The following is a 25834-nucleotide window of genomic DNA, read 5'->3' on the forward strand; positions in this document are numbered from 1 at the left end:
CGTCCACCCAGAAACCTAACCAGGATCACGGTTTCGTGAACGCTGGATCCTGCTCGGCGCCGGGACGCGGCTTCCATTCCAGCGTGTAGTACGCCCCGCGATCGCGATTCCAAGGATCGAAGGCGTTTACCACACTGCCGAGCTCCGGAGTGAGTTCCGGTACCGTGCGTAGCAGGACGCGCTTGAACGGCGACACCGGTTGCTTGTGCCCATTCGGCTCGCCTTTTTCCATTACTTCGCCACCCGGTCCGTTGTCATTCACCCAATCGACACCCAGCGTTGTGTAAAACTCGGGCCGGAACCCGGAGGTAAAGAAGCGGTCGCTGAAGAGCCGGCGCGAAGCGTTCAGGATGAACACGACGAACTGTGTTTCGGAGATAGCGTAGCCGTGCGGGCGGGTGTACTCCGCCAGCCAGCCCACCACTGTGTCCACATCCTCGATGTTGTCCACCGTGCTGCCGGTCGGTTTGCCCAGGCAGTCGTTGATCGGCGTACCGTCGTCGTTCTTCTGGGCATCGGTGATCACCTTCGAGGCATCGCAGACGTGCTGGCCGTAGACCTCCCGCAGCAGCGCGGTCATCTTGAGCTGCTCCGCCTTTTCCGGCGAATCGGCCGGCAGGTGCGGATCAGCGAAGTCGTCGAAACTGGTGAGCTGCCGCAGGCCATACTGGCGGCGGAATTCGTTGAAGCGCGGTACGCCGTGCTCGCGGTCGCGGATGAGGTCGAGCGCGGCCAGGTCCAGTTTCTTGGTCGGGCTGTCCAGGCGGCTCAACGTGATGTTCTGCAGGAATTGCGGGTGGTTCTGGAGCGTCAGCAAGCCTAGCCGCTGGCGGCCCAGGCTCAGCCCCCAGTTGGCGGCGCCCCTGTCGTCCATCATCGGCGTGGCTTTGGCTTCGAACGTCTCGATGATCGGGATCTTGCCGGCGATCTTGTTGGGGTCCTTGTCCAACTCGCGGTACTCGATCAGGTCCGGCAGCAGCGGATGCAGGCGGTAAACGGTGACGAACTCCTCCGGGAAATTGAACGGGGATCCAAAGTGGTTCACTCCTCCGTTCAGATACTCCGGCTTCGTGATGTCGTAGCCCCGGGCCTTGCTGCCGAGCCCGAAAATGCCGGGGCCGCTGGCAAAGACCGAATACCAGGAAGTGGCCTTCTTGACGTTCTCTGACTTGCCGAAGTTCTTCGTCACGATCTCGTTGAGCACCTTGGAGACGTCGCCGCCGCCGCTGCCCAGCAGGCCGCTCCAGTTGGCGTTCATCGCGGCGTAGAGCGGCTCGTCGTAGAGCAGTTGGGGCGTCCACTCGGTGGTATGGATCTTGGCGATTTCCGCCGACACCACCAGCCGCGCGCATTCGAACAGCTCATCCGGAGTGACGTCTTTGTAAGCAATCTTCTTTTTCGGATCGGCCGGATTGCGCAAGCCGGAATCGTCGTTGGGCTTCTTCGCCGCCAGCTTGCGGAACTCGTCGACAAAGGCATTGTGCTCGCGCGTGAAGACGGTGTGGAGGAAGCTGAGGCCGATGGTCCAGTTGTCGGGGAAAGCGGCTGCCTCCTGGCCGGTCCACTGCGGGCTGATCGGATCGTTGGCATCGAATACCGGCAGGTAGCCGGGCTTGCCGCCGGCGTTCACCAGCAGGAGCTTGGCGCGGTCGGCCGGGTCGCGCTTGACGCGCTTCTGTGAGCGTTCGTCATAACCGTAGATCTGCGATGCATCCCACCAGGCCGTGTTGTTGTTCGCCATCACCTTCGGCGCGCGGGTCATGTACTCGCGGCCGCCGCTGGTGAACTTCTCCGGAGCGGTGTCGTTGGCCACGAACCCCTTGTCCACACGATCGTCCGGACGGCAGCCCAGGCGGCGCGCATCTTCCTCGGTGAGCGGTGTTTCAATACCGTTTACCTTCTGTGACTCGCAGCCGACCTTCATGTACTCGCTCGCGTTGTGGCCCTCTTCCATGTGCGAGAACCAGTCGTGCGTCATGAACTGGATCCAATACGCGGCCAGGACATTGAAGAACGGCGCCTTCTTGTAATCACAATTGGCGTCCACCGGCATCCCGGGCATGCCCATGCCCTCTCGGCAGGCGTCCGGATTGGGCTGGGGCCGCGTGAAGAGCTTGCGGCTGATCACCTGTGGATCCGGTTTCAACAGGCCGAGGCGGTCGCCGTGGCGGTTCCGTGCCAGTTGGTCGGAGCCGAGGTCCGGAAAGGTCGCCTCGAATTCCACATTGCGGGCAAAGAGCTGGCCCGATGAGCCCATGGCCGGGTTCACGACGTCGTTGCAGATCCCGGTCAGGGTACGCCCCCGGATCAGGTCGCCCTTGCAGACCTGCTGGCCCTCGCCGCCGACGGCCGCAAAGAAGGGGTTGGCGGCAGGCAGGCGCATGGCATCCCAGCGCTTCAGCGCGGGTCCGCCGACTCCATCGCGACCCAGAACGTATTCCTTATAGGTTCCGCTGTTCTCGAAGAGGTTGAACTTGATCAGTTCGATGCGCTGGAACTCCAGGTCGAGCAGCGCGCCGCGCACACCGCGCTTGGAGGGGGCGTCCTTGAAGATCAGCCCGGGCAGCTTGGTGGACATGTCACCGGTTCCCCAGTAGTTCGACCAGTCCACCCAGGGCGTATTCCGGAATTGCAGGGCCTTCTGGCCGCCCCGGCAAAGCGCCGTCTCCTCCCGGACTTTGCCGAGAAAGCGGACATCGCGGACGTCAGCCACCTTCCGCATGCCGGAAAGCACCACCTGCGCGCAGGCTTTCAGGGCTTCTTTCTCTTCCTTCTTTTCCTTCTCCGAAGCAGCCTGAACGGGCGCCCTCAGGCAGAGCAGGCCCAGGCAGGTGAAGATGCAAGGCAATCGTTTCATGGATTTGTCTTTCTGTTGTTGTCGATCCAGTATCGAGTAGATGAGATTATGCTGCCTCAATCTTTTGTTTTCAAGCTGCAATTCGACCCCGCGGCCAGACCCTCTGCCCTCGGCCCACTCGTGCGAAAATGAGGAGCTTCATGCGAACATCACAGGCTCCAGCAGGATCCGGCGCCACGCTGCTCCTTAAGGAATCGGAAAGCGATTCCCGGCGGTGATCCGGCTTTCCGTCGTCGTGGCGGTGGTGGGGGATGACTTTACGCTCAACCGCTGTCTGTCCGCGCTCGTCCCACAGACCCTCGGCAAGCCCGTCGAGGTTATTCTGCCCTTCGACGATTCGATGCAGGATATGGACGGGATACGGGCGCGCTTTCCGGAAGTCCGCTTCCTCGACCTGGGACGCGCCTACACGCAATCGCCAGCCGGCACGGTCACGGCGAAGCACGAGCTGTTCGACCGGCGGGCCTCACAGGGCCTGAAGGCCGCGCGGGGTGAAGTCATTTCCCTTGTTCAGGATTGGGGCGCTCCGGCGCCCGACTGGTGCGACCAGGTGCTGGCGGCGCATCAGTTGCCCCACGCCGCAATTGGCGGGGCCGTCGAAAACCGGCACAACAGCATCTTCAACTGGGCGGTCTACTTCCTGGATTTCGGGCGTTACCAGCTGCCGCTGCCCGAGGGACCGTCGGACTACCTCACCGACGTCAATATCGGGTACAAGCGCGCCGCCCTGGAAGAGGTAGCCCACCTTTGGGCCGACCGCTATAACGAAGTGACGGTGAATTGGGAACTTCTACGGCGGGGCCATACGCTTTGGCAGTGTCCGCGCATCGTGGTCTACCAGGACCGCGGAGCGATCAAACTGAAGGCGATGCTGGTGGAGCGCTTCGCCTGGGGCCGGATCTTCGGAGCGGCTCGCGCACGGTGGGTATCTGCCCCAATGCGCTGGGTTTACATCCTGGCCGTCCCCTTGATCCCCCTCCTCCTGGTTGCGCGGCCCGGACTCCGTGCCCTGCGAGTCGGACAGGGCTTCTATGCCTGGCTGCGCTGTGTGCCGGTCATGCTCCTGTTTGCTACCCCTTGGAGCCTCGGCGAGGCCTGGGGTTTGCTGACCCGCCAGTCACACCCCCACGACGCCGGGATGGAGTCGTGAATCGCCGTGGCCTCACGATCGGGTTAGTCCTGCTGTTGGCGGCGGTAGTCACTCCGTCCTCCTCACTGGAGGCTTGGTTCGGCCGCGCCCCGGGCTCGCTCACCTCCGGGCCGGCTATCTTCAAGATCCTGCTTGGCTTTCATGCCGCCCTGTTGATTCTGTGGAGCAAGCGCAGGCCCCTGCTGCAGCAGCGTACAGTTGTAGGGCAGCCAGTACCGTGGCTGCCGCTGGCCGCGCTCACCGTGCTGGCCTTGGTCTTGCGGCTCATCCATCTGAATTCCTGCCTGTGGATGGACGAGATCTTCGCGGTAATGGACAACATCAGCCCGCCGTTGAATGTGATCCTGACGAGCTTCGCCTCGCAAAACCAACACATGTTGTTTTCCGTCCTGGCCAGGATTTGCGTGGTGGTCTTTGGGCTGAATGAGTGGGCGGTGCGGCTGCCGGCGGTGTTCTTTGGCGTGGCCAGCCTGTGGGCGCTCTTCCTGCTGGGCCGGCGGGTCACCGGCGATCGCGAGGCACTGCTGGCAACTGCTTTGCTCACAGTGAGTTATCACCACATCTGGTTCTCGCAGAATGCGCGCGGCTACTCCGGCCTGCTCTTCTTTACCCTGGCCGGCACCTGGCTGTGGCTGGAGGCGGAACGGCGCGGCAGCCTGCGGTTCTGGCTGCTCTACAGCCTTTGCGGAGCGCTGGGACTTTGGACTCATCTCACCATGGCCTTCGTGCTGGCCAGCCACGCGCTGATCTCATTGGCTCAGCTCGGCCTGCGCCGTGGGTGGCGCCAGGAAGGCTGGTGGATCCCCTTTGCTTCCATGTTCTTAGCCGGGACCCTCGCGCTGCAGTTGCACGCCCTGGCGTTGCCTGAGTTCCTGCGCACCGGACTTGGCGAAGTGTCGCTGCCCTCGGAGTGGACAGATCCGCTGTGGGTGGTGCGGGAAGCCTTGCGCAGTCTGAAATTGGGCTTTTCCTCGGTGGCCGTACTCATTGTGGGCGGAGTTGTCATGGCGCTGGGCTGGTTGGACATCCACCGCCGGAATGCCGCGGCCGCCTGGTCGTTCGTGCTGCCCGGGGTGATCAGCGGGGGACTAATGCTCGCCATGGGCCACAACCTCTGGCCCCGGTTCTTCTTCTTCTGCATGGGCTTCGCGCTGCTCATCGCGATGCACGGCGCCCTGAAGTCAGTTGAGTTGGTGCGCCTGCCTCCGAAGGCGGGACTAGCCGTCGCAGGGCTCATCATCCTGGCTTCGGCCCTGACAGTGCCGCGCGTCTATCGCTATCCGAAACAGGACTTTACGGGGGCCCGCGACTATGTCGAGCAGTTCCATCAGCCAGTGGCGGCTGTCGGTTTGGCGGCCAATGCCTATGCCTGGTACGCGCCGCAGTGGCAGCGGCCGGTGAACGACCGGCAATTCCTGGATTTATACCAGGGGCAACAGGCGGAGTGGCTGGTTTATACATTGCCGGTCCATCTGAAGGCCTGGGATCCGCAGACCTGGCAGATTGTGAACCGGGACTACCGCATAGTCCGGGAATTCCCCGGTACGTTGGGGGACGGCACGGTGTATGTCTGCCGCCGCGGAGTCCAGCCGTGAGGATCGCAGTGGAGGCGGCGTGCTGGCAGAATGGCCGCGGTTATGGCCGCCATTTGCGGTCACTTTTGCGGGCGTTGGTGCAGGAAGACCGCACCAATCAGTACACTCTCTGCTTCGATTACCAACCGGAGCCTGGCACCGTGCCCGACGGCTGCGAAGTACGGGTAGCGGGCGCCAAAGTACCGGCGGCCATTGCGGCCTCCGCCGCGGGCCGGCGATCGCTAGGCGACATGTGTCGTTTAAGCCGTTTGCTGTCTGATCCGCAGTACGACCTGATCCTGTTTCCAACGGTTTACAGCTTTGTGCCGGTGACGGGCCGGGCGACCCGCCTGGTCATGATCCACGACGTCATCGCCGAAACGTACCCGGAACTCACGGTGCCATCGCCGACAGCCCGGCTGTTCTGGAATCTGAAAGTGGCCTGGGCGCGGCGCCAGGCGGACGCCATTGTGACGGTCTCCGAGTACTCGAAACGCGGCATTCTGGAGCGGTTTCACCTGCCGGCGGACCGTGTCTTCCTGGCCGGAGAAGCCGGCGATGCGGTGTTCCACCGGTTGGACCGGCCGGAACTCACATCGCTCCTGTCTGGCCTGGGGCTGACGAAGGACCAGCGGTTTGTGGTCTATGTCGGCGGGTTCAGCCCACACAAGAACCTGGATGCCTTAGTACGGGCCTTTGCGTGTATTCAGGATGAGAGCGTAAGGCTGGTGCTGGTAGGCGACTACCAGCGCGAGGTGTTCCACAGCTACTACTCCACCGTGCGCGCCCTTGTTGATTCCAAAGGGCTGGCTGGCCGCGTGACTTTCGCCGGATTCGTTCCGGACGAGGATCTGGCGGTGTTGTTGAATCTGGCGGAGGTTCTCGTGCTGCCCTCGTTGATGGAAGGCTTTGGACTGCCCGCGGTCGAGGCGGCCGCCTGCGGCTGTCCGGTGATCGCGACAACGGCCAGCCCATTGCCCGACCTCCTGCCTGGCGCGGGCTTATTCGTCGAACCAAACGAAGCCGAACTGAGGCGGGCGCTTGCCATGGTGCTCGGATCCACTGAATTGCGGCAAAGCATGAGCTCCGCCGGGATTGCTGCGGCTGGCCGCCTCACCTGGGCTGCCGCCGCCCGCCAGATGCTCGAGATCTTCGAAACCGTTCAATCCCGGAAGAACCGGGTCTGATTCGCGGGTCCCAGACTATAATGAGTGTTGCCCGGGTTTTGTCTGGCGTGAATCGGACACGCCCTCTTGCCCGCCTGCGGGCTGCGCCGGAAGTTTGGAGGAGGAGTTGGTCGCCATCGCACAGAGCGCCGCGTGTATTGACGGCCGCCGGACCCCGCGAGCCGGGGGTGCCCGGCCGTGAATCTGCTTTCCCGTCTCCACCGGCATACGCGCATCACGCTCCAGAACTACAGCCGTAGGCCGAGCCCTCCGTTCCTGATCCTCTTCATCAACTCCATCTGCAACCAGAAGTGCGAGCACTGCTTCTACTGGCGCAACCTGAACCGCAAGGATGACCTGACCCGCGACGAGATGTTCGCCCTGTCCCGGTCCCTGGGCCGAGTGGAGAATCTGAACCTCTCCGGTGGCGAACCGTTTCTGCGGGCGGAATTCGGCGAAATCTGCCGGCAGTTCATCCAACACAACGGGGTGCGGCAGATTTACGTGCCCACCAACGGCTACTTCACCGCGCGGACGGTGGAGCAGGTGAAGGAAACGCTGAAAGAACCTTCACTCGACCTGTTTGTGGCCGAACTCTCGCTGGACGGCATGGCCGAGTTCCACGACAAGTTCCGGGGCTCTCCGCACGCCTTCGAGAAGGCGATGCAGACCTACGACGCACTGGCCGAGATGCAGAAGTCGGACTCGCGCCTGCGCATCCACGCCATCTCCACGGCGACAGGTACGAATGTCGACGAAATCCGCCGATTGACCACGTATCTCTACGAGCGCTGCCCGAAGATGGACCACCACAACCTGGCCATGATTCGAGGCGACCGCAAGAACCCGGCGCTACAGGGGCCGGAGCTGGTGGAGTATCAGAAGCTCTACGAGTATGTCCGGGAACTGTGGAAGCCGCGCGAGACCGGGCGCTATGGTGCCATTGTCGAACCGATGCTGCAGCATGCCAAGGTGCGCACGGCCGAAGCGGCGAACCAGGTGATCCCCTGCCGGGCCGGCACGCTGACGGCGGTGGTCTATTCGAACGGGGACGTGAGCGTTTGCGAGACGCACGCTCCGTTGGGCAACCTGCGCGACAAGAGCTTTCCCGAGATCTGGCATTCGCCCGAGGCCGAACAGTTGCGAGCCTCCATTGCGCGCAAGGACTGCTACTGCACGAACGAAGTGTTCCTCTGGCCGAGCATCGTCTACCAGCCATGGCACCTGCTGAGCACCATGCTGGGCGTGGCTCGCAAGGGTCAGCCGAAGCCGGCCGCCGCCGTGGCGCGTCCTGCCGCCGGTCCGGCCCTCGTCCAGATTGAAGTTCCGGAGCACAAGACCGAATGAGCGCGGCCACGCTCGTTCCGGCCCGGCGCCTGGCAGGCAATTTGCTTTCCCTCGGCGCCGGAGAAGTCGCGGCCAAACTCCTATCGATTCTCGCGTTCACCTACCTGGGCCGGACGCTGGGCCCGCAAGCCTACGGGCGGATGGAGTTCGCGATGGCGGCGCTGGTGTTCTTCCACCTGCCGGCGGACTTGGGCCTGGGGCTCTACGGCGCCCGTGAGATCGCCCGGAACCGGCACGAGGCGTCGAACCTGATGGCCAGCATCTCCGCCATCCGGCTGGGCCTGGCTGTCCTGAGCTATGCCGCGCTGCTGCTGTTTGCCCTGACATTGCGTGACGATCCCCAGACGCAGATCCTGCTGTGCACGATGGGCCTGAGCCTGTTCGCGGCGCCTGGACTGCTGCAGTGGGTCTTCCAGGGGTTGGACCAGATGAGCTGGGCGGCCTGGGCCGTCACCGTACGGCAAGGCACGTTCGCCGTGGTCGCCTTGCTGCTGGTGCGCTCGCGCGAGCAGTTGATCTGGGCCGCTATCGCGGAGTGCGCCGCTGCTGCGTGCACCGCCGTGTTCTGTATCTGGCTGGCCCGGCATAGCCTGGGGCTCCGGTTGAGCTTCCGTGGACTGGACATCAGCCACCTGCGGCACCACCTGCGGACCGCGGCGCCCATCGGGTTCAGCGAATTCGCCTGGGCACTGCTATGGCATTTGCCCACGGTGATTCTCGGCTTCCTGACGACAGGCGAGGCGCTGGGTTGGTATGGTGCTTCGCACCGCTGCCTGACGGCGATCCACTCCTTCGTCTATCTCTACTTCTTCAACCTGATCCCGTCCATGGCGCGCGCCGCCGTGCCCGGTGGTGGACTCTCGCAACTGCTGAGCCGGTCGCTGTCCGTGGCCGCCTGGTGCGGCTTGCTGGCTGGCCTGGGCGGAGCACTGCTGGCCGGCCAGTTTCTTTCGACCCTCTACGGACCGCGCTTTGCGGAAGGCGGGCGGCTGCTGTCGATCCTGGTCTGGGTGATTCCCGTGGCCCTGGTGAGCGGCCACTTCCGTTACGGCCTGGTGGCCTGCGGCCTGGAGAAGCAGTTGTTCCGCTCTACCGTGATTGCGGCAGCAGGTTCGATTGTCTTCTCGGTCGTATTGGGCTACTGGTTCGGGGCGGAAGGCGTGGCTGCCGCGCTCGTGCTCGCCAACGGGCTCCACCTGCTGGTGCCCTACCTTCTGTTCCGGCACAGACTAGCGGACGTGCCGGTCTGGCGGACCCTGCTCTGGCCGGTGTTGGCGGCGGGGTTGGCCTTCAGCGTTTATTGGATGGCCGTTGTTTCAGTCGGACCCTGGCCCGCGATCGCCCTGGCCCTGAGCCTGTTTGCCGCGGCCGGTCTGTGGGCGCAGCACCGGAATCTGGCGGAACTCTGGCATGGAGTGCGAGAGGCGGCTGCGCGATGAACACGACACAGCCCGCTCCGTGGCGCTTCTCCCCGCGCGGTATCGCCGTCCGGCTATTCCTGACGTGCTGGCTGATCTACTCCCTGCACCTGGCCACAAACACGGTGCGCGAGATCTACCTGGCGCTTTCCATCGGCGACCATCTGTCGTTCCGCGTGGACGATTACGCCCGCATGCACCCCGATCTGTTCGAGAAACCCGGCTACGGCTGGCACATCGGGGCGAATCCCGGCGGGTCGATGCTGGGCGCGATTCCCTATGCCCTGTTCCGGCCTGTCATCGACCGGATCGTGGAGCGGACCAACCTGGCGCGGCGCGCACAGGGTCTGCAGCCGCCGGAGTACAACTCGCCGTGGCCGATGGCCCGTGAGTTCTATCGCGAGTCGTGGCGGCGCGGGTACGACATCAAGTTCGGACTGGCGGCCATCGTGATGCAGGTCTTCTGCATGGCTCCGATCTCCGCGCTTACGGCCGTGGCCATGTTCTTCCTGATGCGCAGGCTGCTGCTGTCGGACCTGGCGGGGCTGGGCTTCGCCGTGCTCTATGCGTTTGGCACTCCGGCTTTCTTCCGCACCGGCTATCTGAACCACAACCTGATGCTGGGCTGCTTCGCGTTCATGGGATTTCTCGCCATGTGGAACCCCGCGGGCGGTTCGCGCTGGAGGGCGGAACGGCGTTGGTTTCTCGGAGGAATGACGGGCGGCGCCGCGCTGCTGTTCGACTACTCGGGCGTGGTGCTGCTGCTCACCCTGTTTGGTTATGGGCTGGCTAAGAGCTATGTAGAGCGCGGTAGGGCAGCCGCGGTTCGGGAAGGGCTCTGGTATATCGGCGGTTCGGTCCCGCCGGTCCTGCTGCTGTGGTTCTACCAGTGGGCCAGCTTCGGGAATGCGTTCCTGCCGGGCCAGAACTGGATGCCTCCGGTGGAGTGGATCGAACGTGGATACCAGGGCTTCGGCCCGCCGCAACTCGAGCTATTCGTAAGCCTGGCCTTCGACTACCGCTACGGCCTGTTCACGACGTGCCCTCTGTTCCTGCTGTCGTTTGGCGCGCTTTGGGTGAACCGCGGCGGGCGCGGAGTGCTGCCCAGGCTGGAGCTGTGGTTTCTCACACTGAGCGTGCTGGGCTTCTGGCTGTTCTGCAGCGGGATCAACTATACACGGCTGCAGTTCAACACGGGCATCCGGTATATGGCTCCGACGTTCCCGTTTGTGTTTGTGCTGGCGGCTACCGTGCTGGCGCGCGTGCCTCGGGCGTGGATGGGCGGTGTGAGTGTTGTTGCGATTGCCCAGGCGTGGTGCCTGGCGATGTATCGCGATGTGGAACGGGGTTTGGGTGTGCTGGAGCCCGTCGTCCGCGTGGCCTTGGGTGGCTTCCAGTTGCCTGTACTGACCGTGCTGTCGCGCATGGGCGGGCAGTATGGAGAGTACTTTGCCTACGGGCCTTCGCCGTTGTTCCTATTCACGGTAGCGGGGGGATTGATCTATTGCCTGTGGATGACGGGGCAGTCGAAGGAAGCCACAGACAAGTAAGCCGCGAGGGTGGGGGTGGGATCCTCTTCCAGGGTATCCACTCGCTCAGGCTCGCGGCTCCGTTACGCGGATTTGTTATTGGATATCGACGTTCTTGCGGTGGCCCATGCCGGTGTTGTCCGCCAGCCACGACATCATCTTCCGGCCATCCAACTTCATCTGGATGATGGTGCCTTCTTCCCGCTCGCTGGTGGCGATGAGCATCTCGCAGGTTGAGTTGGAGAGGCGCACGTAGGCCGTCACCGCTTCACCCTCGCGTTTCGATCGCACCTGCAGGAACGGCTTCCAGTCCGAGCCCAGTTCCGACCGCACCACGCGCTGGAACTCCTCTGAGCCGACTCCTCGCAGGCCGCTCTCCTCATCGAAAATCGCCATCTTCATCGAACCCGCGCCGGCCGGCTTCTTCGCGAACATCACCGTGTTCACCAGGAAGCCCATGCCCGGCATGCGCATGCGGCGGATGCCGAGCCGCGATTCCACCCGGCCCACCACTGAGTCGAAGCTCTGTGCCTGTGCTTGCGGAGCGGGCAGGGCCAGCCAGCACAGCGCGGCGATTGCCAGACCTTGCATGCGGTTCATGGCCTACTCCTCTTCGTCCTTGCCGTCTTTCTTGGCGCCTTTGCCCGGCGTGGCGTTCACCTTCGGGATGCCGAACTGGCCACTGAGATTGGTCAGGTCGCTGGGGTCGATATTGCCCATGATGTTCACGATGGTGAGTTCCTTGGGCTCGGCTGCGATGATCAGCAGCCCGCCGTCGCGGTGGAGGTAGATCTCAGAAATCTCCCTATCGCGTTTGCTATGCGTGCTGACAATGACAGACCACTCGGGTCCCTTGAGTTGCGAACGGATGTCGGCGATGTCTTTGTCCGTGTACTCGCCTTCCTTGTCGAACTCGTAGCCGCGCACGTAGATGCCCTTCAGCTTCTGCGCGATGCGCTTCACATCCGCCTCGTCCTTTTTGTCGGAGAGGAATTTGGTGGCGAAGGAGAGTGTCTGTGAATCCAGGGTGACGTTCACCGTCTCGGACGCCTTTTCCGCCAACCGTTCGAACGCTGCTGGAAACCTGATCTGCTGCGCGGACAACAGGCCCGCTGCCGACACCATGAGTAATACTGACCGAAACTTCATTGCGATTCTCCCGTAGTTCGATTCCCGAGCCGCCTATTGCGCCTGTTCATCGCGTTCCAGCGACTGCACCCGCACCTGCGCCACGCGCAGTTTCTCACCCGTCATCCGCAAAGCCATCATGAGCTGTGCCTTGGCTGCTTCCCCTTGCACCTGCTGCCGCCGCTGCTGTTCCCAACGCACGCCGCCGAATACCAGGGCCACCGTGGCGACAGCCGCCGCCCAGCGCATCCATCTTCCAGAGCCCAGGCCGCCGCCCGAACCTAGCCAGCCCGCCAACCAAGTCCGCCGCGGTTTCATCCCTTCCGACCTGACTCTCGCCATCACGCCTTCGGCGAACCACTCGGGCGCGTCCTCGCGCTCCAGCGCCTGCCGCAGACTGCTTTCCAACTCTTCGTTCGGTTCCATGGGATCGTAGGGTTCCATCACCGCTCCTTTCCTTGATTGGCCGGTCCTCGATTCGCCGGTCCTTGATTGGCCGGCCCCTGGCTGCCCAGCCGCCGCGCCGCCTTCTCCTGCAGTACGCCGATGGCTCGCCGCAGATGGCTCCACACCGTCCGCTCCGGCAGCTTGAGCATGGCCGCGATCTCATTCACGTCCAGATCCTCCTGGTAGCGGAGGATCACCACGGCGCGCTGCGTCTCGGGCAGGGAAGCCACCAGCCGCTGGACCTGGTCCGACAGCATCGTATCCTTCACCTGGGGCAAGGCTGCCGGTTCCGCCAGTCCCTCCATGGGGATCTCCTGGCGGTTCGACTTCTTGCGATAGTTGTCGATGCAACGGTGGGTGGCCGTCTGCCGGAGCCAGCTTTCCAGGTGCGCCGGGGAGTCGATCGAGTCGAGATTGCGGTACAACTGCAGGAACACGTCCTGCCCAATCTCCTCGGCGATCGCCCGGTTGCGGAAGAAGTGCCAGCAGATGCTGTACACCATACGCTGGTGAGCCCGGACAATAGCTGCGAAGCCCGCATCTCCGCGCGCTTCCAGCCGCCATCCGGTCCCGGGTATTGGTGCCACTGCCTGCCCGACTCCCATTCTGCCCTGTCCTTCACACTCGAATACGAGGAGGCGGGCTGGGATTGTGCAGTTTCTTGCGGGAAAGCCGTCAGCAATCAGCGGTCAGCGGTCAGCTTCCGCTCGTGGGGCGTGGCCCGCAACCTCTGTAACCACTCAAACTAAAGAGCTGATAGCTGAGAGCTGAGAGCTACTCTTCCAGCATCTTCATGGCCTTGGACAGGCTCCGCGTCAGCCGGTTGAAGGAATCCGCCAGCACGGCGATCTCGTCCTTGCCCTTCACCGGTACTTCCACGATCTCGAGATTGCCCTTGCTGATGGCATCGGCCGCGGCAGCCATGCGGCTGACCGGTTGGATGACCGTGATCACCAGGGCCAGGTTCAGCAGGATGAGGCTGATGATCGAGATCGCCGCCAGCCACATGATCAGGTCAGCGAAGGCCTTGTCGGCAATCTGGGTGGGCACCGACATCGGCACCGTGACAATCTGCGCGGCGATGATCTCGTCCACTTTCCAGCCGAACCCGTTGTTTGAGCCGTAGGTCCGCACCATGGCCGCTGGAGCCGCCTCGGGTACGCTATGGCACTCCATGCAGGCCGCGGTCGCCTTCATCGGCTTTGCCAGGAAGAGATTACGGCCCGTGGGCGTATCGCGTTCGCCGATGATCTCCTGACGGTTGCGGTCGTTGCGGAACGTGGTGACCACGTCCGTCTCCCAGTCAGTGGCGCGGTTGGCCAGGTTGGTCGGATTGAGCGCCGCCTCCTTGTAACTGTAGTCGGAGAACTTGGCGTGCAGGTAGCCGAAGATCTGGCCGGCGGAGTAGGCGGGTACGGACTGTGGGAAGAACGTCTTCTCCTGCTTCTCGCGCGGCGTGAGCAGGGGCTTGATCTGCTTGGAGGTGTAGGTGCGCGTGGAGGCAGTGGTCTCCATCATCAGCCGGGCTTCCTGGAGCACCCGTTCACGTGCATTGTTCCTCAGGAACTGCCGGGCGGCATAACCCGTGGCGAGCAGCCCCAGCCCAAAGACCAGGACGAACATCAGGTTGAACTTCAGCAGTAGTTTCATAGCGAATCAATGCGTCCGGTGCCGGGCCAGGAACCGTGCGCGCTCCTCGGGGGATGAGATTTCTGAGGCCAGTGCGGTGAGCAGTTCATTTGGGCCGGCGGCCTTCTTGGCGGCACGGTCCACGATCACACGAGCCATGGGGCCGATCTGCACGGCCAGGTCTTTCTTCAGGTGGTCGAGCCAGGCCGGATCCAGCGAGGCCTGCGTCACGGTCACCGGCGTGGACGGTGTGGGCAGCGGGGTGGCCAGGGGCGCCACCACGGTCTTCGTCTCGGCTCCGAATTCGGCGCGGCAGGCCTGCAGGAACAACGCGCGGTCAGACTCCTTGGCGATCTGGCCGGCCACGGCCTGGCACAGTGCCTCCAGATTCGGAGCGTCGCGGCTCTCCTTCATGACCAGGTGGCGCGCGATGGGCCCCACATACTGGGCCAGGTTGCGGTTGAGCACGGCCAGCGCCGCCGAGTGAAAGCGCGACGAAGACGGCAGTTTCTCCACGGGCAGCATGGTCGCCACGCGCTCGTGCACGCCGGTTTCCGACGGTGTGGCGGCCAACTGAGGCCAGGCCGAGTTGCTGGTGGGCATATAGCCGCTCAGGGCCTGCCGGAACTCCTCAGCCGTCTGGAACCGGTGCGCCGGATTCTTGGCCAGCGCCTTGATGATGGCTGCGGACAATTCCTGGGAGATGGACGGATTGTGCTGAGCGGGCGCAACCGGCTGCTGGTGCACGTGGGCGTTCATCATCTCGTATTCATTGGCGCCTTCGATGGCGCGCTTGCCGGTGACCGCCTGGTAGAGGGTGATGCCGACGGAGTAGAGGTCGGCCCGCGCGTCGGCGTTCTGACCCGTCAATTGCTCCGGCGCCATATAGGCCAGCGAACCCAGCACCATGCCCGTCTGGGTCATGCGCGGGTTGAACTCCGCCAGTGCGATGCCGAAGTCGATGAGTTTGACGGCGCCGCCCCGGCTGAGGACGATATTGGTCGGCTTGATGTCGCGGTGAATGACGCCCTGGCGATGGGCGTAGCCGAGCGCCGACAGGACTTGGGAGACGATGCCGACCGAAAGCTCCACCGGTAGCGGGGCATGCGCGAGCAGCGACTCCAGCGTGGGCCCTTCCACCAGTTCCATCACCATCAGCAACTGGTCGTCCAGCTGGAACGCGGTGTACAGTTCCGCGATGTTCGGGTGGCGCAGGCTGGCGTGGACCCGGATCTCACGTTCAAACCGGCTGGTGATGTCGGCGGACGAAGACCGCACGCTGGGCAGCAGCACTTTCATGGCGTCCAGGCGCTGGGAAATGCGGTTGCGCACCTTGTAGAGCGCGCCCATGCCGCCGCGCCCCAGCACGCCCTCCACCTGATAGTCCCCAACAACCTGGCCGACCTGGAAGCTCATGGAATTGCAGTCTTAATCTGTCCGGGGGTGTACGAAATGAGTTCCAAGTATAGCGCTCTCCAGCGCTTTCCGTGGCTCCATCGGAAGACACCTTTGTCCGTCACAGTATTGTGCCCGAATCCGGCCTGTCCGGGTATACTCCATCCTCCTATTCCAGTTGGAAATCTCACCGTCCGCGAGCCTGTGAGGTTGGTTGCAGCCCCTGCCGGACTGGTAGTATTTGGGAGGAAAAAGTCCGTATGAAACAGCTACCCGTTCTTCTGGTTCTGACCGCCGTTTCGGTCTCCGCCGCCCTCACTCCAGTCCGTCTGGAGTGCGAAGCGCGGGTGAACCCCCTGGGCATCGATACCGCTCGGCCGCGCCTCGGCTGGACGTTGAAGTCGGATGAGAACGGAGCGCGCCAGGCCGCCTACCAGATCCTGGTGGCCAGCAGCGCGGCCGCCCTGAAGCCGGGGTCGGCGGACCTGTGGGATTCGGGACGCATCGCCTCGTCCCGCCAGGGCTGGGTGGACTACGCAGGCAAACCACTGCGTTCGTTCCAGCGCTACTACTGGACCGTGCAGGTGTGGGACGCCGTCGGCCGGGCGTCCGGCTGGACCCCCGCGGCCCAGTGGACGACGGCCATGCTGCAGCCCTCCGATATGCAGGGGGAGTGGATTGCCCACCCCGAGCACAGCCTGCGCTCAGGCCCGCTGCCGCTTTTCCGCAGGGAATTTCAGGTGGTAAAGCCGCTGCGCAGCGCCATCGCCCTGGTATCGGGCGCAGGCTTCCACGAGCTGCGGGTGAATGGCCGCAAGGTGGGTGACCATGTCCTGGCCCCTGCCTGGACCAACTACAAGGCCACGATGCTCTACGAGGCGTTCGACGTCACCTCGGAACTGAAGGCAGGCGGTAATGCCGTGGGTGTGATGCTGGGCAACGGCTTCTACAATGTGGCAGGCGGGCGTTATGTGAAGTATTCCGGCTCGTTCGGCCATCCGCGGCTTTGGGCGCAGGTCCATCTGGAATACGCAGATGGTTCGACGCAGGACATCGCGACCGACAGCTCCTGGAAGACCGCCGAAGGGCCCATCGCGTTCTCGTGCCTGTATGGCGGCGAAGATTACGACGCGCGGCGGGAACAGCCCGGATGGGATGCGCCCGGGTTCGACGATTCCGCCTGGCGCCAGGCCGGCGGAGTGGAAGCACCCGGAGGCGTGATGCGGGCGCAGTCCAGCCAGCCCATCCGCGTGCAGCAGACTTACCCATCTATCCGTGTGACTGAGCCCAGGCCGGGGGTCTTTGTCTACGACCTCGGTCAGAACTTCTCGGGTTGGCCGCGAGTGACGGCCAGTGGTCCGGCTGGCTCGACCGTCAAAATGATCCCCGGCGAGCTGCTGGGCAAGGACGGCCTGGTGACGCAGCGCTCATCAGGTGGTCCGAACTCGTTCAGCTATACCCTCAAAGGCCAGGGCAGGGAAGTGTGGGCGCCTCGCTTCAGTTACTACGGCTTCCGCTACGTGCAGGTGGAAGGACTGAAGCCGGAGAGCGTGGAGGGACAATTCGTCCATCTCGATGCGCCGCGCTCGGGCCGGTTTGAGTGCTCGAACGATACGTTCAACCGCATTCACGCCCTGGTGGACGCGGCCGTACGCAGCAACCTGCAGCACTCGCTCACCGACTGTCCGCACCGCGAGAAGCTCGGGTGGCTGGAGCAGACTTACCTGATGGGGCCGTCGATCCTCGCCAATTGGGATCTGCGCGCCTTCCTCCCCAAGATGGGCCGCGACATGCGCGAGGCGCAGCTCCTCGACGGCCTGGTGCCGGACATCGCGCCGGAATTTGTCACCTTCGCCACAGGCTTCCGGGACTCGCCGGAGTGGGGCAGCGCCGCCGTGCTGGTGCCGTGGCTCGCTTGGCAATGGTATGGCGACAAGCGCATCCTCGAGGACACATACCCGATGATGCAGCGCTATAGCGACTATCTGGAATCCCAGAAGCAGAAGGGGCTGCTGTCCTACGGGCTGGGCGACTGGTATGACATCGGGCCCAATCAGATGGGTGCTTCCCAATTGACGCCGCAGGGGGTGACCGCCTCCGCCACTTATCTGGAAGACCTGCGGGTGATGCGGCAGGTAGCCAGTCTGTTGGGCAAGCCGCTGGACGCGCAGCGCTACGCCGCCCGCTACGACACGCTGCTGGCGGCCTTCCAGAAGGCGTTCTTCCAGCCCGCCGGGCCGTCCTATGCAACCGGCAGCCAGACCTCACTCGCGGTGCCGCTGGCCATGGGTATCGCGCCGGCCGCTGCCCGGCCGAAGCTCGTCGAGAAGCTGGTGGCCGATATCCGCGCCAAGGGCAATCACACCTCCGCCGGCGACATTGGTTACCACTATGTGCTGGCCGCCCTGCTGCAGGCCGGACGCAGCGACGTGATCTTTGACATGGCGAATGAAAAGACAGCGCCCAGCTACGCCGCGCAGCTCGCCGCCGGGGCTACGGCGCTGACGGAAGCCTGGGACTCGAATCCCAGGAATTCCCAGAACCACTTCATGCTCGGTCACATTGAGGAGTGGTTCTACTCCGGGCTCGCCGGCTTGCGAGTGGATCCAGCGGCTCCGGGTTTGAGTCATCTGATTCTCGCGCCGGAACCGGTGGGCGATGTGACCTGGGCGAAAGCCTCCTGGGATAGCCCTCGCGGCCTGATCGCCGTGGAGTGGCGCCTTGACGGCGGCAAGTTTCGTTATACGGTCGATCTGCCGCCTGGTGTGTCAGCCGAAGTGCGCATGCCCGGCGGCGCGCCCAAGACGATCGTGTCGGGGCATCACCTATTGGAAGAAGCCTTCAGGCCGCGGTGACGGAGCCCTACTCTTGAGAAAGGCCTCAACCTTCGCCTTCACCGTGCGCCGGTCCAGGCCCATGCGGCGGGCTGCCTCTTCATAGCTGCCTGTCAGTTGGTAAACCTGCGCCGCGTAGCGCGCCAACAGCTCCTCCGACGTCAGTGTGCCGTTGCGGAAAGCCGTGACCAGATCGTCTTCGGCGGTGCCCGAGGCCTCCAGTGGTCGGTACGAACGGCGAATCACCACATTGCGCACGCACTGCTCCAACTCGCGGTAGTTGCCGGGCCAGGCGTAATCGGACGGCAGGTTCTGCCGGATCCACGACTCCACCTCTGGCAGGCAGCGCTCCGCTTCGTCGCCCACCGTGCGTTTGGTCATGTGCAGCAGCAGTTCGTGCATCACCTCGGGCGAGTCAGCGATCTGCTCAGCCAGGGACGGCGTCCGGATCAGGTCCGCGCACAGGCGGTAGTAGAGATCCTCGCGAAAGCGTCCGGCCCGGATCTCCCGCGGCAGGTCGCGGTTGGTGGCGGCGATCAGCTTGCCATGAAACTGACGGACCGCGGTATCGCCCACCGCCGAGAAACAGCGTGTCTCGATCACGCGCAGCAGCTTCACCTGGATCGCGTGCTCCATCTCGCCGAGTTCGTCCAGAAAGACCGAGCCCGCCTCCGGGCACGCCTCCAGCCAGCCGTGGCGGTCAACGATGGCGCCCGTGAACGCTCCGCGCCGGTGGCCGAAGAGCTCCGATTCGATGAGAGTGGGCGACAGCGCGGCCAGGTTGATGGGCAGGAACGACTCGGCCAGCGGTTCCAGGAACTCCAGCCGGTCAGGGTCGAAGGGAACGTAGCGCGAGCCCGCGATGGCCCGCGCGATCAGCTCCTTGCCCGTGCCGGAGGGGCCTGTGATCAATGTCGGGAACTCGCCCATCTTGCGGTAGAGCGTCCGGTGGTAACGCCGCATGTCGTGGGTGAAAACCGACTGCCAGATGCTGGCGCGCAGCCGGGCGGCGGGCATCGAATTGCCGATGATGCGGTCGTAGATGGCGTGGAAGGCACGCTGGATCTGGCGGAAACAGGCGAAGAGATGATCCGGCGGCAGCGTGTACTCAAACCGTTTGCCCGGCACGTGGCAGAGACGATTCCAGTCGGCCAGGAAGTCGCGGTAGAGGTGCTGCTTGCCGGGATTGGCGAAGCGCGGGTAGTAGCGATGGTAGAGCAGGTAATGGACGGTCTCGGCATAGCCCTCGAGCTCGTCCGCGCTCACATCGTCGGCATCGGCCAGGCACTGCTGCAGCCGGCCGATGGCCGCTTCCACCTTCCGGGTGATGGGCGGAACGTTGGGCCGGGTGGCCGCCGGATCGGAGACCGAAGCGCTCCAGACGGGGCCGCCGGCCTGGAACTCCCGGCCGAGGACCGCGCGTTCCAGGTCCACGCGCTCCGTCAGGAAGGGATTGCAATAACCTAGATTGGCGACGGAATCGATAAAGTGACGATCGGCTTCCTGGAAGGTGCCCATGCATAGAATGTACATCAATGTACAAAAAATGATTCTGATCGTTTTCGTCTTCGTTTAGCGCCATACTCTACGTCATTGATTCCTACGGGCCTTGGCCTTTCCCCCGAATGGCTTTGGACGTGCCTTACAACTACCATGCAGACCATGCAGACCGAATCCGCTCCGACCGGTTACCTTCCGCTGCTCCGCGACAGGAGTTTCCACTCCTTTCTGTGGACTCAGTTCCTGGGCGCCTTTAACGACAACGTCTACAAGATGATCGTGTCCGTCGGAGCGGTGGAACTGGCCGCCGACCAGGCGTTGGGTGGGCGCTACCTCGCACTTTCGGGAGCGGTCTTCGTGCTGCCGTTTCTGCTCTTTGCGGGCTATGCCGGCCAACTGGCCGACCGCTTCAGCAAATCGACAGTCCTGAAGGTCACGAAATCGTTCGAGATCCTGGCCATGATCGTCGGCGCCGCCGCGCTGCTGGCGGGCAGCATCCCGATGCTGCTGGTGGTGCTGTTCCTGCTGGCCGCTCAGGCGAACTTCTTCAGTCCGGCGAAGTACGGCATCCTGCCCGAAATGCTGCCGTCTTCGCAGCTCACCAAGGCCAACGGGCTGCTGGAACTCTCCACGTTCGCCGCCATCGTCCTGGGTTCAAGCGTCGGATCTTTCCTGTTCGCTCACTGGAAGAGCGAGCCCCTGAAGCTGGGTGGCGTCCTGCTGGCCATCGCCGTCATCGGTTCGCTGACCAGCCTGATGATCAAGCATGTAGCGGCGGCGGGTTCGACAGAGAAGTTCCACGTGAATCCGTTCGCGGAAGTCTGGTCAGGCTCCAAAGTGCTGTATGCCGACGCCGGCCTTTGGTGGAGCGTGATGGGCATCTCCTACTTCTGGTTCCTGGGCGCGCTGCTGCAGATGGCCGTCATCCTGATCGGCAGCGAGTCGCTGCACCTCTCCGAGACGCACACGGGCCTGCTGGTAACGGCCCTGGCTTTGGGCATCGGCATCGGCAGCATCGCGGCCGGCTGGTTGTCGCACGACCGCATCGAACTCGGGCTGGTGCCCATCGGAGCCCTCTTCATGGGCGTGTGCGGCATCTTCCTTGGCCTGACGCATACCTTCGCGGGCACGCTGGTCTGGTTGTCGGTGGTCGGCTTTTCGGGCGGCCTGTTCATCGTGCCCTTGAATGCCTACCTGCAGGAACGCGCCGCGCCCGAGCAGAAAGGCCGCGTTCTGGCGACGAACAATTTCATGAACATGCTGGGCGTCATCCTCGCCTCCGGCACGTTGTACGTGATGCACGACTCCCTGCACTGGACGCCGAATTCCATTCTCGGCCTGCTGGGCGTGGTGACAACGCTGTCGGCCGTCGGCATCGCCAAGTTCGCCCCCTCCACGCTCGATAGTCTGCTCGCCTGGTTCCGCAACCGGGCGAATGTGCCCGCGGGTTCTGCCGCGCTGCCGCCGGCCGAGTAAGGCCGCGCTGCGCTTTCTGACGTTTGGAAAGACAGGCAAACTCCGTGAAAATCGACCTTGAACCATCCCTGGTTCGCTGGGTATCGGCGAGCCTTGTCACTGAACAACAAGCGGCTTCCATCCGTGAATGGGAAGCCGCGCGCTCGCCGCAGGCCAAAGGCCGGCTGTTCGCCATCCTGGGCCTGACTTTCGGCGGCCTCATGCTCGCCACGGGCATCCTGCTCTTTGTCAGCGCGCATTGGGAGGAACTCTCGCCGTTCGTCCGCATGTCCATGCTGGTCGGGACCGTAACTGGCTTGCACCTGGCGGCGGCCTTCTTCGCTGACCGGCAGCCGGCCCTGGCGCGCACGCTGCACGCCGTGGGCACCGTCTCGCTGGGCGGCGGGATCTTCCTGGCCGGCCAGATCTTCAATATGGAGGAGCACTGGCCGTCGGGCGTCCTCATGTGGGCGCTGGGCGCCGTCGCCGGCTGGCTGCTGCTGCGCGACTGGCCGCAGGTGGCGCTGGCCGCCCTGTTGGTGCCGTTCTGGCTGATCGGCGAATGGTACGAAGCCGCCCGTCCCACGGTTGCCGCGGCACAGGTGACGGAAGTCGCGGTTGGGTTCCTGGCTCTCTGCTACCTCAGCCTGCGTCACCCCAAGGGACCGTCCGATGATACAGTCCGTGCTCTCGGTTGGATTGGCGGCTTGGTCCTGATCCCGGCGGTCGTCGCCGTGGTGCTCGGCCGCCCGTACCGCTATGGCAGCCTGCCGAAGTTTGAATTCGAGATGGTGGGCTGGGCCGGAGCGTTCCTGCTGCCGCTGGCGCTGTCCTACTGGTACCGCCGCGAAGACACCTGGATGAACGCCGTGGCGGCGGTTTGGGTGGCCGGCTTGAGCTGGATCGCCCCGAGCAACAATTCGCCGGTGCTCTACCTCTGGTGCGCGCTGGGCTGCGCCGGCCTGATCGCCTGGGGCATCCACGAACTCCGGCCGGAACGTATCAACCTCGGTATGGCCGGCTTCGCCATTACACTGATCTGCTTCTACTTCTCCAGCGTGATGGACCGCCTGGGCCGGTCGTTCAGCCTCATCGTGCTGGGCGTTATCTTCCTCGCCGGCGGCTGGTATGGGGAGAAACTGCGCCGCAACCTGGTGGCGCGCATCAGCGTAGGAGGTGCGCAATGACCTGGTCAAGAAATAGTCTCCTGCTGGCGGTGCTGCAGTGCGGCATTGTCCTGAGTATGGCCGGTAAACTCCTGTACGACCGGGCCACCTGTCCGCGCGTCTGGGTCAAGACCGCTCCCTATGATCCTTCTCTCCCATTGCGCGGGCGCTATCTGGCCTTGCGGCTCACTTCGCAGCCCGGTGATCCGCATTTCGTTGAGACCAACGACCAGCGGGTGCTGTTCTTCGTGCCGGAGTACAGCACCTCCATCGAGTACCGGCGCAATCCGGAAATCTGGGCCGAAGTGACCATTCCCCACAAGGGACCGCCGCGGCCCATCCGCCTGGGCTTCAAACAGGACGGGCGCATCGTACCCGTCGAGATCAATTAGCGAGGCTCCCATGACATCCGAAGTTGGCATTCGCGCTCTGGCGCGTCCGCGGACGTGCGCCCCAAACAAAACCGGACCCGCGGCGCTGCTCGTGCTGCTGGCCATCACCCTGTGCGGCCTGCTCTGGGTGCCACCGGTTCACCAGGATCCGGCCTATCACCTGTTCACCGACCAGCGCGGCTGGTTCGGGATCCCCAACTTGTGGAACGTGCTCTCGAACCTGCCGTTCCTGGCTGTGGCCGCTGCCGGTGCTTGGATCCTGCTACGCGGCCCGGTCTTCCTGGTTGGCTGGGAACGTGCGGCGCACTGGCTCGTCACGCTTGGCGCGGCGGCCGTGGCCCTGGGTTCCGGCTACTACCACTGGGCTCCGGACTCGACGACGCTGTTCTGGGACCGCCTGCCGATGACCGTGGTGTTCATGTCGCTGTTGGCAATTACGCTGGGCGAGCGCATCAGCCTGCGGGTGGGCGGCCTTTTGCTGCTGCCGCTCATCGCGCTAGGCGTGTTCTCCGTGTTGAGTTGGCGCCTGACCGGAGATCTGCGCCTCTACGGCGCCGTGCAGTTCTTCCCGATCCTCGCCTTGCCGCTGCTGCTGATCCTGTGCCCCGCGCGGTACATCGGTCAGCGCGGCACGTGGTGGATGATCGCCCTGTATATCCTCGCCAAGATACTGGAACTGAACGATGGCGCGCTCGCCGCCTACCTGCCCGGAGGGGGCCATCCCTGGAAGCATCTGGCCGCGGCCCTCGCGCTGCTGGCGTATTTCGTGGGCGTAGCGCAACGGCGCCTGGACGAGCCGGTTACGCAATCCGCTTAGCGGCTTTGGGATCCGGCTTCTCCATCACATCCACATGGGCGGCGTCCAGGAACAGTTTCAGCCGGGACGCCCAGCCCTCGTCCAGATCCTTGAGCTTGCGGTACTCGGCGAGAGCACCGTCGCGGTCTCCGCCGATCAGCAGGGAGAAGCCGAGGTAGTAATGGGCGGGCGGAAACTGCGGATCCAGCTCGACAGCCTTCTTGTAGCACGCCAGTTTCGCCTTGCCATGCCCGTTCTTACCCTGCGCGAAGGCCAGGTGGTACCAGCCGCGGGCATTCTGCGGATCCTGGTCCACCGCCTTCTGGAAGTAGAACAACGCGCCGTCGAAGTCCTCCATCCAGAGGTAGCCCATGGCGCGCTGGTAAGCCTCCTCCTTCGACGCATCGTGGCTTCGATTCCATTCCGCCACCGACATCCGCGAGGTCTGGGAGATGGCGTCGAAGCGCGACAGCGGCACGGCGAACGCCGTATTGCGGCCATCCACCACCCGTGTCGCATGCCAGCCGGCCAGCAAGCCGTGTTCGTCGTACAACGGTTCACTATCGGGGTCCTTGGGGCCGCCGCAGTCCAATCGCGAAACGAAGCCGAAGCCGCCGGCCTCCTTCGTATTCTCGATATTCGCCTCGTGGTGCCGCATCCGGACGTGGCGCGACATCGTGGTGGCTGCGTCGGGTCCCTTGGGCGCCTGCGCGCCGACAAAGACCTCGGCCACCCCCGCATCCGCATCGTCCGCCGTGATCCACAGCACCGGATGCAGTCCGCCGGTGTCATCCAGGACGTGAGCTGTGGCTGCGCCAAACAGCGCATCTCTCGACACCAGCGCGAAGCCGCCCTTGCGCAGCACCACAGGCGCCTGCTTCAGGAAGTTACCGGTTGCGTCATGCGTCAGCAGGACTGTCTCAGCCTTCAGGCCGGCCACTACTCCAAAAAGGAGTGCCCCAATGTTCAGCCAATGAGACCGTTTCATCGTCAGTTCCAGACGCGCCGCCACGGCGGCCCGTTCCACCCATTTTGTACGATAGAGGCTGCGGTCACAATGAGAGCAGGCACGATGGCACCTCCGGCAGATTCTGGAACCCGCCGCTCCAGCGCCGTCCGCCGGATTGTGGGAGCCTGAACCTTATGCAACGCTGGTGGCCATTCGGGCTCACTCTCCTGATCCTGGCTTTCGACCGGGCCACCAAATACCTGATAGAAACCAGGGTGCAGTCGTGGGATACGGTGGCCGTGATTCCAGGGCTGTTCCAGATCATCCATACCCGCAACACAGGCATTGCTTTCAGCATGTTTGCCGATTCCGCCGGCACGCGCGGCAATCCGCTGCTGGTCATCTTCTCGGCGGCCGTGATGATCCTGGTCACCAGCCTGCTCTGGACGGCCTGCAAACCTGCCTCGAAGGAGCATTGGACCCTCCGCGCCGCCCTTGCCCTGGTGCTGGGCGGAGCAGTCGGCAACCTCTTCGACCGCATCATGTTCGGCAGCGTCACCGATTTCCTGGATTTCTACTGGAGCGGCCACCACTTCCCCATCTTCAACCTCGCCGATAGCGCCATCACCGTCGGCGCGGGCCTGCTGCTGCTGAATTTGTGGATGGTGCGGCGTCCGGCCGAGTCGCAGCAGAGTTAGGCCGGCGGCGGCTCACCGCACTGCGCGCAGATGCCGTACAGCACCAGTTCGTGGGTGCGCACGCTAAACCCCGGCGCCGCCAGCGCTTCAATCGCCGGAACGCAGCCGTGCAACTCGAAGACCCGGCCGCATTGATCGCAGCGGAAATGGTGATGATGTGCCTTGCCCGCAATCTCGTAGCGCGGGGCCTCACCAGGCAGTTCCACGGCCAGCAGCCACTGCTCGTCCACCAGCGCCTTGATGTTGCGGTACACGGTGGCAATGCCCAGGCCATCCACCGCGGTCTGGGCGATCGCCAGCACTTCGTCGGTGGAAAGCGGACGGTCCGCGTGCTCGAACGCCTCGCGAATGGCGGCCTTTTGCCGCGTGTTGCGTGTCACCATCCCTACCTCATGATAGCGAGG

At 63.9% G+C, this 25834-nt stretch carries 22 protein-coding genes; 12 read left to right on the forward strand and 10 right to left on the reverse strand.

Features of this window, described 5'->3' with window-relative positions; translation table 11 throughout:
• Positions 1 to 25: 25 nt before the first annotated feature.
• On the reverse strand, positions 26 to 2857 hold the full coding sequence (locus tag ACR9Y2_RS17980; RefSeq protein ID WP_435042902.1) for a peroxidase family protein: 2832 nt from the start codon (positions 2855 to 2857) through the stop codon (positions 26 to 28).
• Between the two features lie 214 nt (positions 2858 to 3071).
• On the opposite strand from ACR9Y2_RS17980, the gene ACR9Y2_RS17985 reads away from it, so the two are divergent.
• The 6 genes from ACR9Y2_RS17985 to ACR9Y2_RS18010 all read left to right on the forward strand — a co-directional run bounded on the left by ACR9Y2_RS17985 (position 3072) and on the right by ACR9Y2_RS18010 (position 11062).
• Positions 3072 to 4007, forward strand: a complete 936-nt coding sequence (locus tag ACR9Y2_RS17985) for a glycosyltransferase (protein WP_435042903.1) — start codon at positions 3072 to 3074, stop codon at positions 4005 to 4007.
• Positions 4004 to 5602 (forward strand): glycosyltransferase family 39 protein, encoded by a 1599-nt coding sequence (locus tag ACR9Y2_RS17990; protein WP_435042905.1) that lies wholly within the window; start codon positions 4004 to 4006, stop codon positions 5600 to 5602. Before ACR9Y2_RS17985 ends, ACR9Y2_RS17990 begins: the two co-directional genes overlap by 4 nt.
• Positions 5599 to 6768 (forward strand): glycosyltransferase family 4 protein, encoded by a 1170-nt coding sequence (locus ACR9Y2_RS17995; RefSeq protein ID WP_435042907.1) that lies wholly within the window; start codon positions 5599 to 5601, stop codon positions 6766 to 6768. The genes ACR9Y2_RS17990 and ACR9Y2_RS17995 overlap by 4 nt, the downstream gene beginning before the upstream one ends.
• A gap of 177 nt (positions 6769 to 6945) precedes the next feature.
• Complete coding sequence (locus ACR9Y2_RS18000; RefSeq protein ID WP_435042909.1) at positions 6946 to 8094, forward strand: radical SAM protein; 1149 nt, start codon at positions 6946 to 6948, stop codon at positions 8092 to 8094.
• Positions 8091 to 9533: an oligosaccharide flippase family protein gene (locus ACR9Y2_RS18005; RefSeq protein ID WP_435042910.1), complete on the forward strand. Its 1443-nt coding sequence runs from the start codon at positions 8091 to 8093 to the stop codon at positions 9531 to 9533. The genes ACR9Y2_RS18000 and ACR9Y2_RS18005 overlap by 4 nt, the downstream gene beginning before the upstream one ends.
• Complete coding sequence (locus tag ACR9Y2_RS18010; RefSeq protein ID WP_435042911.1) at positions 9530 to 11062, forward strand: hypothetical protein; 1533 nt, start codon at positions 9530 to 9532, stop codon at positions 11060 to 11062. Before ACR9Y2_RS18005 ends, ACR9Y2_RS18010 begins: the two co-directional genes overlap by 4 nt.
• Positions 11063 to 11137: 75 nt before the next feature.
• Here ACR9Y2_RS18010 and ACR9Y2_RS18015 read toward each other — a convergent pair whose 3' ends face one another.
• The 6 genes from ACR9Y2_RS18015 to ACR9Y2_RS18040 all read right to left on the reverse strand — a co-directional run bounded on the left by ACR9Y2_RS18015 (position 11138) and on the right by ACR9Y2_RS18040 (position 15661).
• Positions 11138 to 11641 (reverse strand): hypothetical protein, encoded by a 504-nt coding sequence (locus ACR9Y2_RS18015; RefSeq protein WP_435042912.1) that lies wholly within the window; start codon positions 11639 to 11641, stop codon positions 11138 to 11140.
• 3 nt (positions 11642 to 11644) lie between these two features.
• Positions 11645 to 12190, reverse strand: a complete 546-nt coding sequence (locus ACR9Y2_RS18020) for a DUF4252 domain-containing protein (RefSeq protein WP_435042914.1) — start codon at positions 12188 to 12190, stop codon at positions 11645 to 11647.
• Positions 12191 to 12223: 33 nt separating this feature from the next.
• Positions 12224 to 12613: a hypothetical protein gene (locus ACR9Y2_RS18025; RefSeq protein ID WP_435042915.1), complete on the reverse strand. Its 390-nt coding sequence runs from the start codon at positions 12611 to 12613 to the stop codon at positions 12224 to 12226.
• On the reverse strand, positions 12613 to 13203 hold the full coding sequence (locus tag ACR9Y2_RS18030; protein WP_435042916.1) for an RNA polymerase sigma factor: 591 nt from the start codon (positions 13201 to 13203) through the stop codon (positions 12613 to 12615). Before ACR9Y2_RS18030 ends, ACR9Y2_RS18025 begins: the two co-directional genes overlap by 1 nt.
• Positions 13204 to 13390: 187 nt before the next feature.
• The gene (locus ACR9Y2_RS18035; RefSeq protein ID WP_435042917.1) at positions 13391 to 14266 is read right to left on the reverse strand and encodes a c-type heme family protein; all 876 of its coding nucleotides are present in this window, start codon (positions 14264 to 14266) and stop codon (positions 13391 to 13393) included.
• Between the two features lie 6 nt (positions 14267 to 14272).
• The gene (locus tag ACR9Y2_RS18040; protein WP_435042918.1) at positions 14273 to 15661 is read right to left on the reverse strand and encodes a serine/threonine-protein kinase; all 1389 of its coding nucleotides are present in this window, start codon (positions 15659 to 15661) and stop codon (positions 14273 to 14275) included.
• A 239-nt stretch (positions 15662 to 15900) separates the two neighbouring features.
• Here ACR9Y2_RS18040 and ACR9Y2_RS18045 point away from each other — a divergent pair, with 239 nt between their 5' ends.
• Positions 15901 to 18495, forward strand: coding sequence for a family 78 glycoside hydrolase catalytic domain (locus ACR9Y2_RS18045; protein ID WP_435042919.1), 2595 nt, complete (start codon positions 15901 to 15903; stop codon positions 18493 to 18495).
• Here the strand turns inward: ACR9Y2_RS18045 and ACR9Y2_RS18050 are convergent.
• Entirely contained in the window at positions 18466 to 20007 is a 1542-nt protein-coding gene (locus ACR9Y2_RS18050; RefSeq protein WP_435044881.1) for a sigma-54-dependent transcriptional regulator, read from the reverse strand. The two genes, ACR9Y2_RS18045 and ACR9Y2_RS18050, sit on opposite strands and share 30 nt — an antisense overlap.
• 129 nt (positions 20008 to 20136) lie before the next feature.
• Between ACR9Y2_RS18050 and ACR9Y2_RS18055 the strand changes: the two genes are divergently transcribed.
• Genes ACR9Y2_RS18055 through ACR9Y2_RS18070 form a run of 4 tightly spaced genes read left to right on the forward strand, consistent with a single transcriptional unit; the run spans position 20137 to position 23804 of the window.
• Entirely contained in the window at positions 20137 to 21450 is a 1314-nt protein-coding gene (locus ACR9Y2_RS18055) for an MFS transporter (protein WP_435042920.1), read from the forward strand.
• 44 nt (positions 21451 to 21494) lie between these two features.
• A complete protein-coding gene (locus ACR9Y2_RS18060; protein WP_435042922.1) occupies positions 21495 to 22616 on the forward strand; it encodes a DUF2157 domain-containing protein in 1122 nt (373 codons plus the stop codon).
• A complete protein-coding gene (locus tag ACR9Y2_RS18065) occupies positions 22613 to 22987 on the forward strand; it encodes a GDYXXLXY domain-containing protein (protein ID WP_435042924.1) in 375 nt (124 codons plus the stop codon). Before ACR9Y2_RS18060 ends, ACR9Y2_RS18065 begins: the two co-directional genes overlap by 4 nt.
• 10 nt (positions 22988 to 22997) lie before the next feature.
• Positions 22998 to 23804 (forward strand): ceramidase domain-containing protein, encoded by an 807-nt coding sequence (locus ACR9Y2_RS18070; RefSeq protein ID WP_435042925.1) that lies wholly within the window; start codon positions 22998 to 23000, stop codon positions 23802 to 23804.
• On the opposite strand, the gene ACR9Y2_RS18075 is transcribed toward ACR9Y2_RS18070, so the two are convergent.
• The gene (locus ACR9Y2_RS18075; protein WP_435042926.1) at positions 23788 to 24771 is read right to left on the reverse strand and encodes a tetratricopeptide repeat protein; all 984 of its coding nucleotides are present in this window, start codon (positions 24769 to 24771) and stop codon (positions 23788 to 23790) included. The genes ACR9Y2_RS18070 and ACR9Y2_RS18075 overlap by 17 nt on opposite strands.
• A gap of 155 nt (positions 24772 to 24926) precedes the next feature.
• Here ACR9Y2_RS18075 and lspA point away from each other — a divergent pair, with 155 nt between their 5' ends.
• On the forward strand, positions 24927 to 25430 hold the full coding sequence (gene lspA / locus ACR9Y2_RS18080) for a signal peptidase II (protein WP_435042928.1): 504 nt from the start codon (positions 24927 to 24929) through the stop codon (positions 25428 to 25430).
• Here lspA and ACR9Y2_RS18085 read toward each other — a convergent pair.
• Positions 25427 to 25813, reverse strand: coding sequence for a Fur family transcriptional regulator (locus tag ACR9Y2_RS18085; protein WP_435042929.1), 387 nt, complete (start codon positions 25811 to 25813; stop codon positions 25427 to 25429). The two genes, lspA and ACR9Y2_RS18085, sit on opposite strands and share 4 nt — an antisense overlap.
• Positions 25814 to 25834 lie beyond the last annotated feature (21 nt).

It is taken from the genome of Paludibaculum fermentans, assembly GCF_051172195.1.
Lineage (GTDB): Bacteria > Acidobacteriota > Terriglobia > Bryobacterales > Bryobacteraceae > Paludibaculum > Paludibaculum fermentans_A.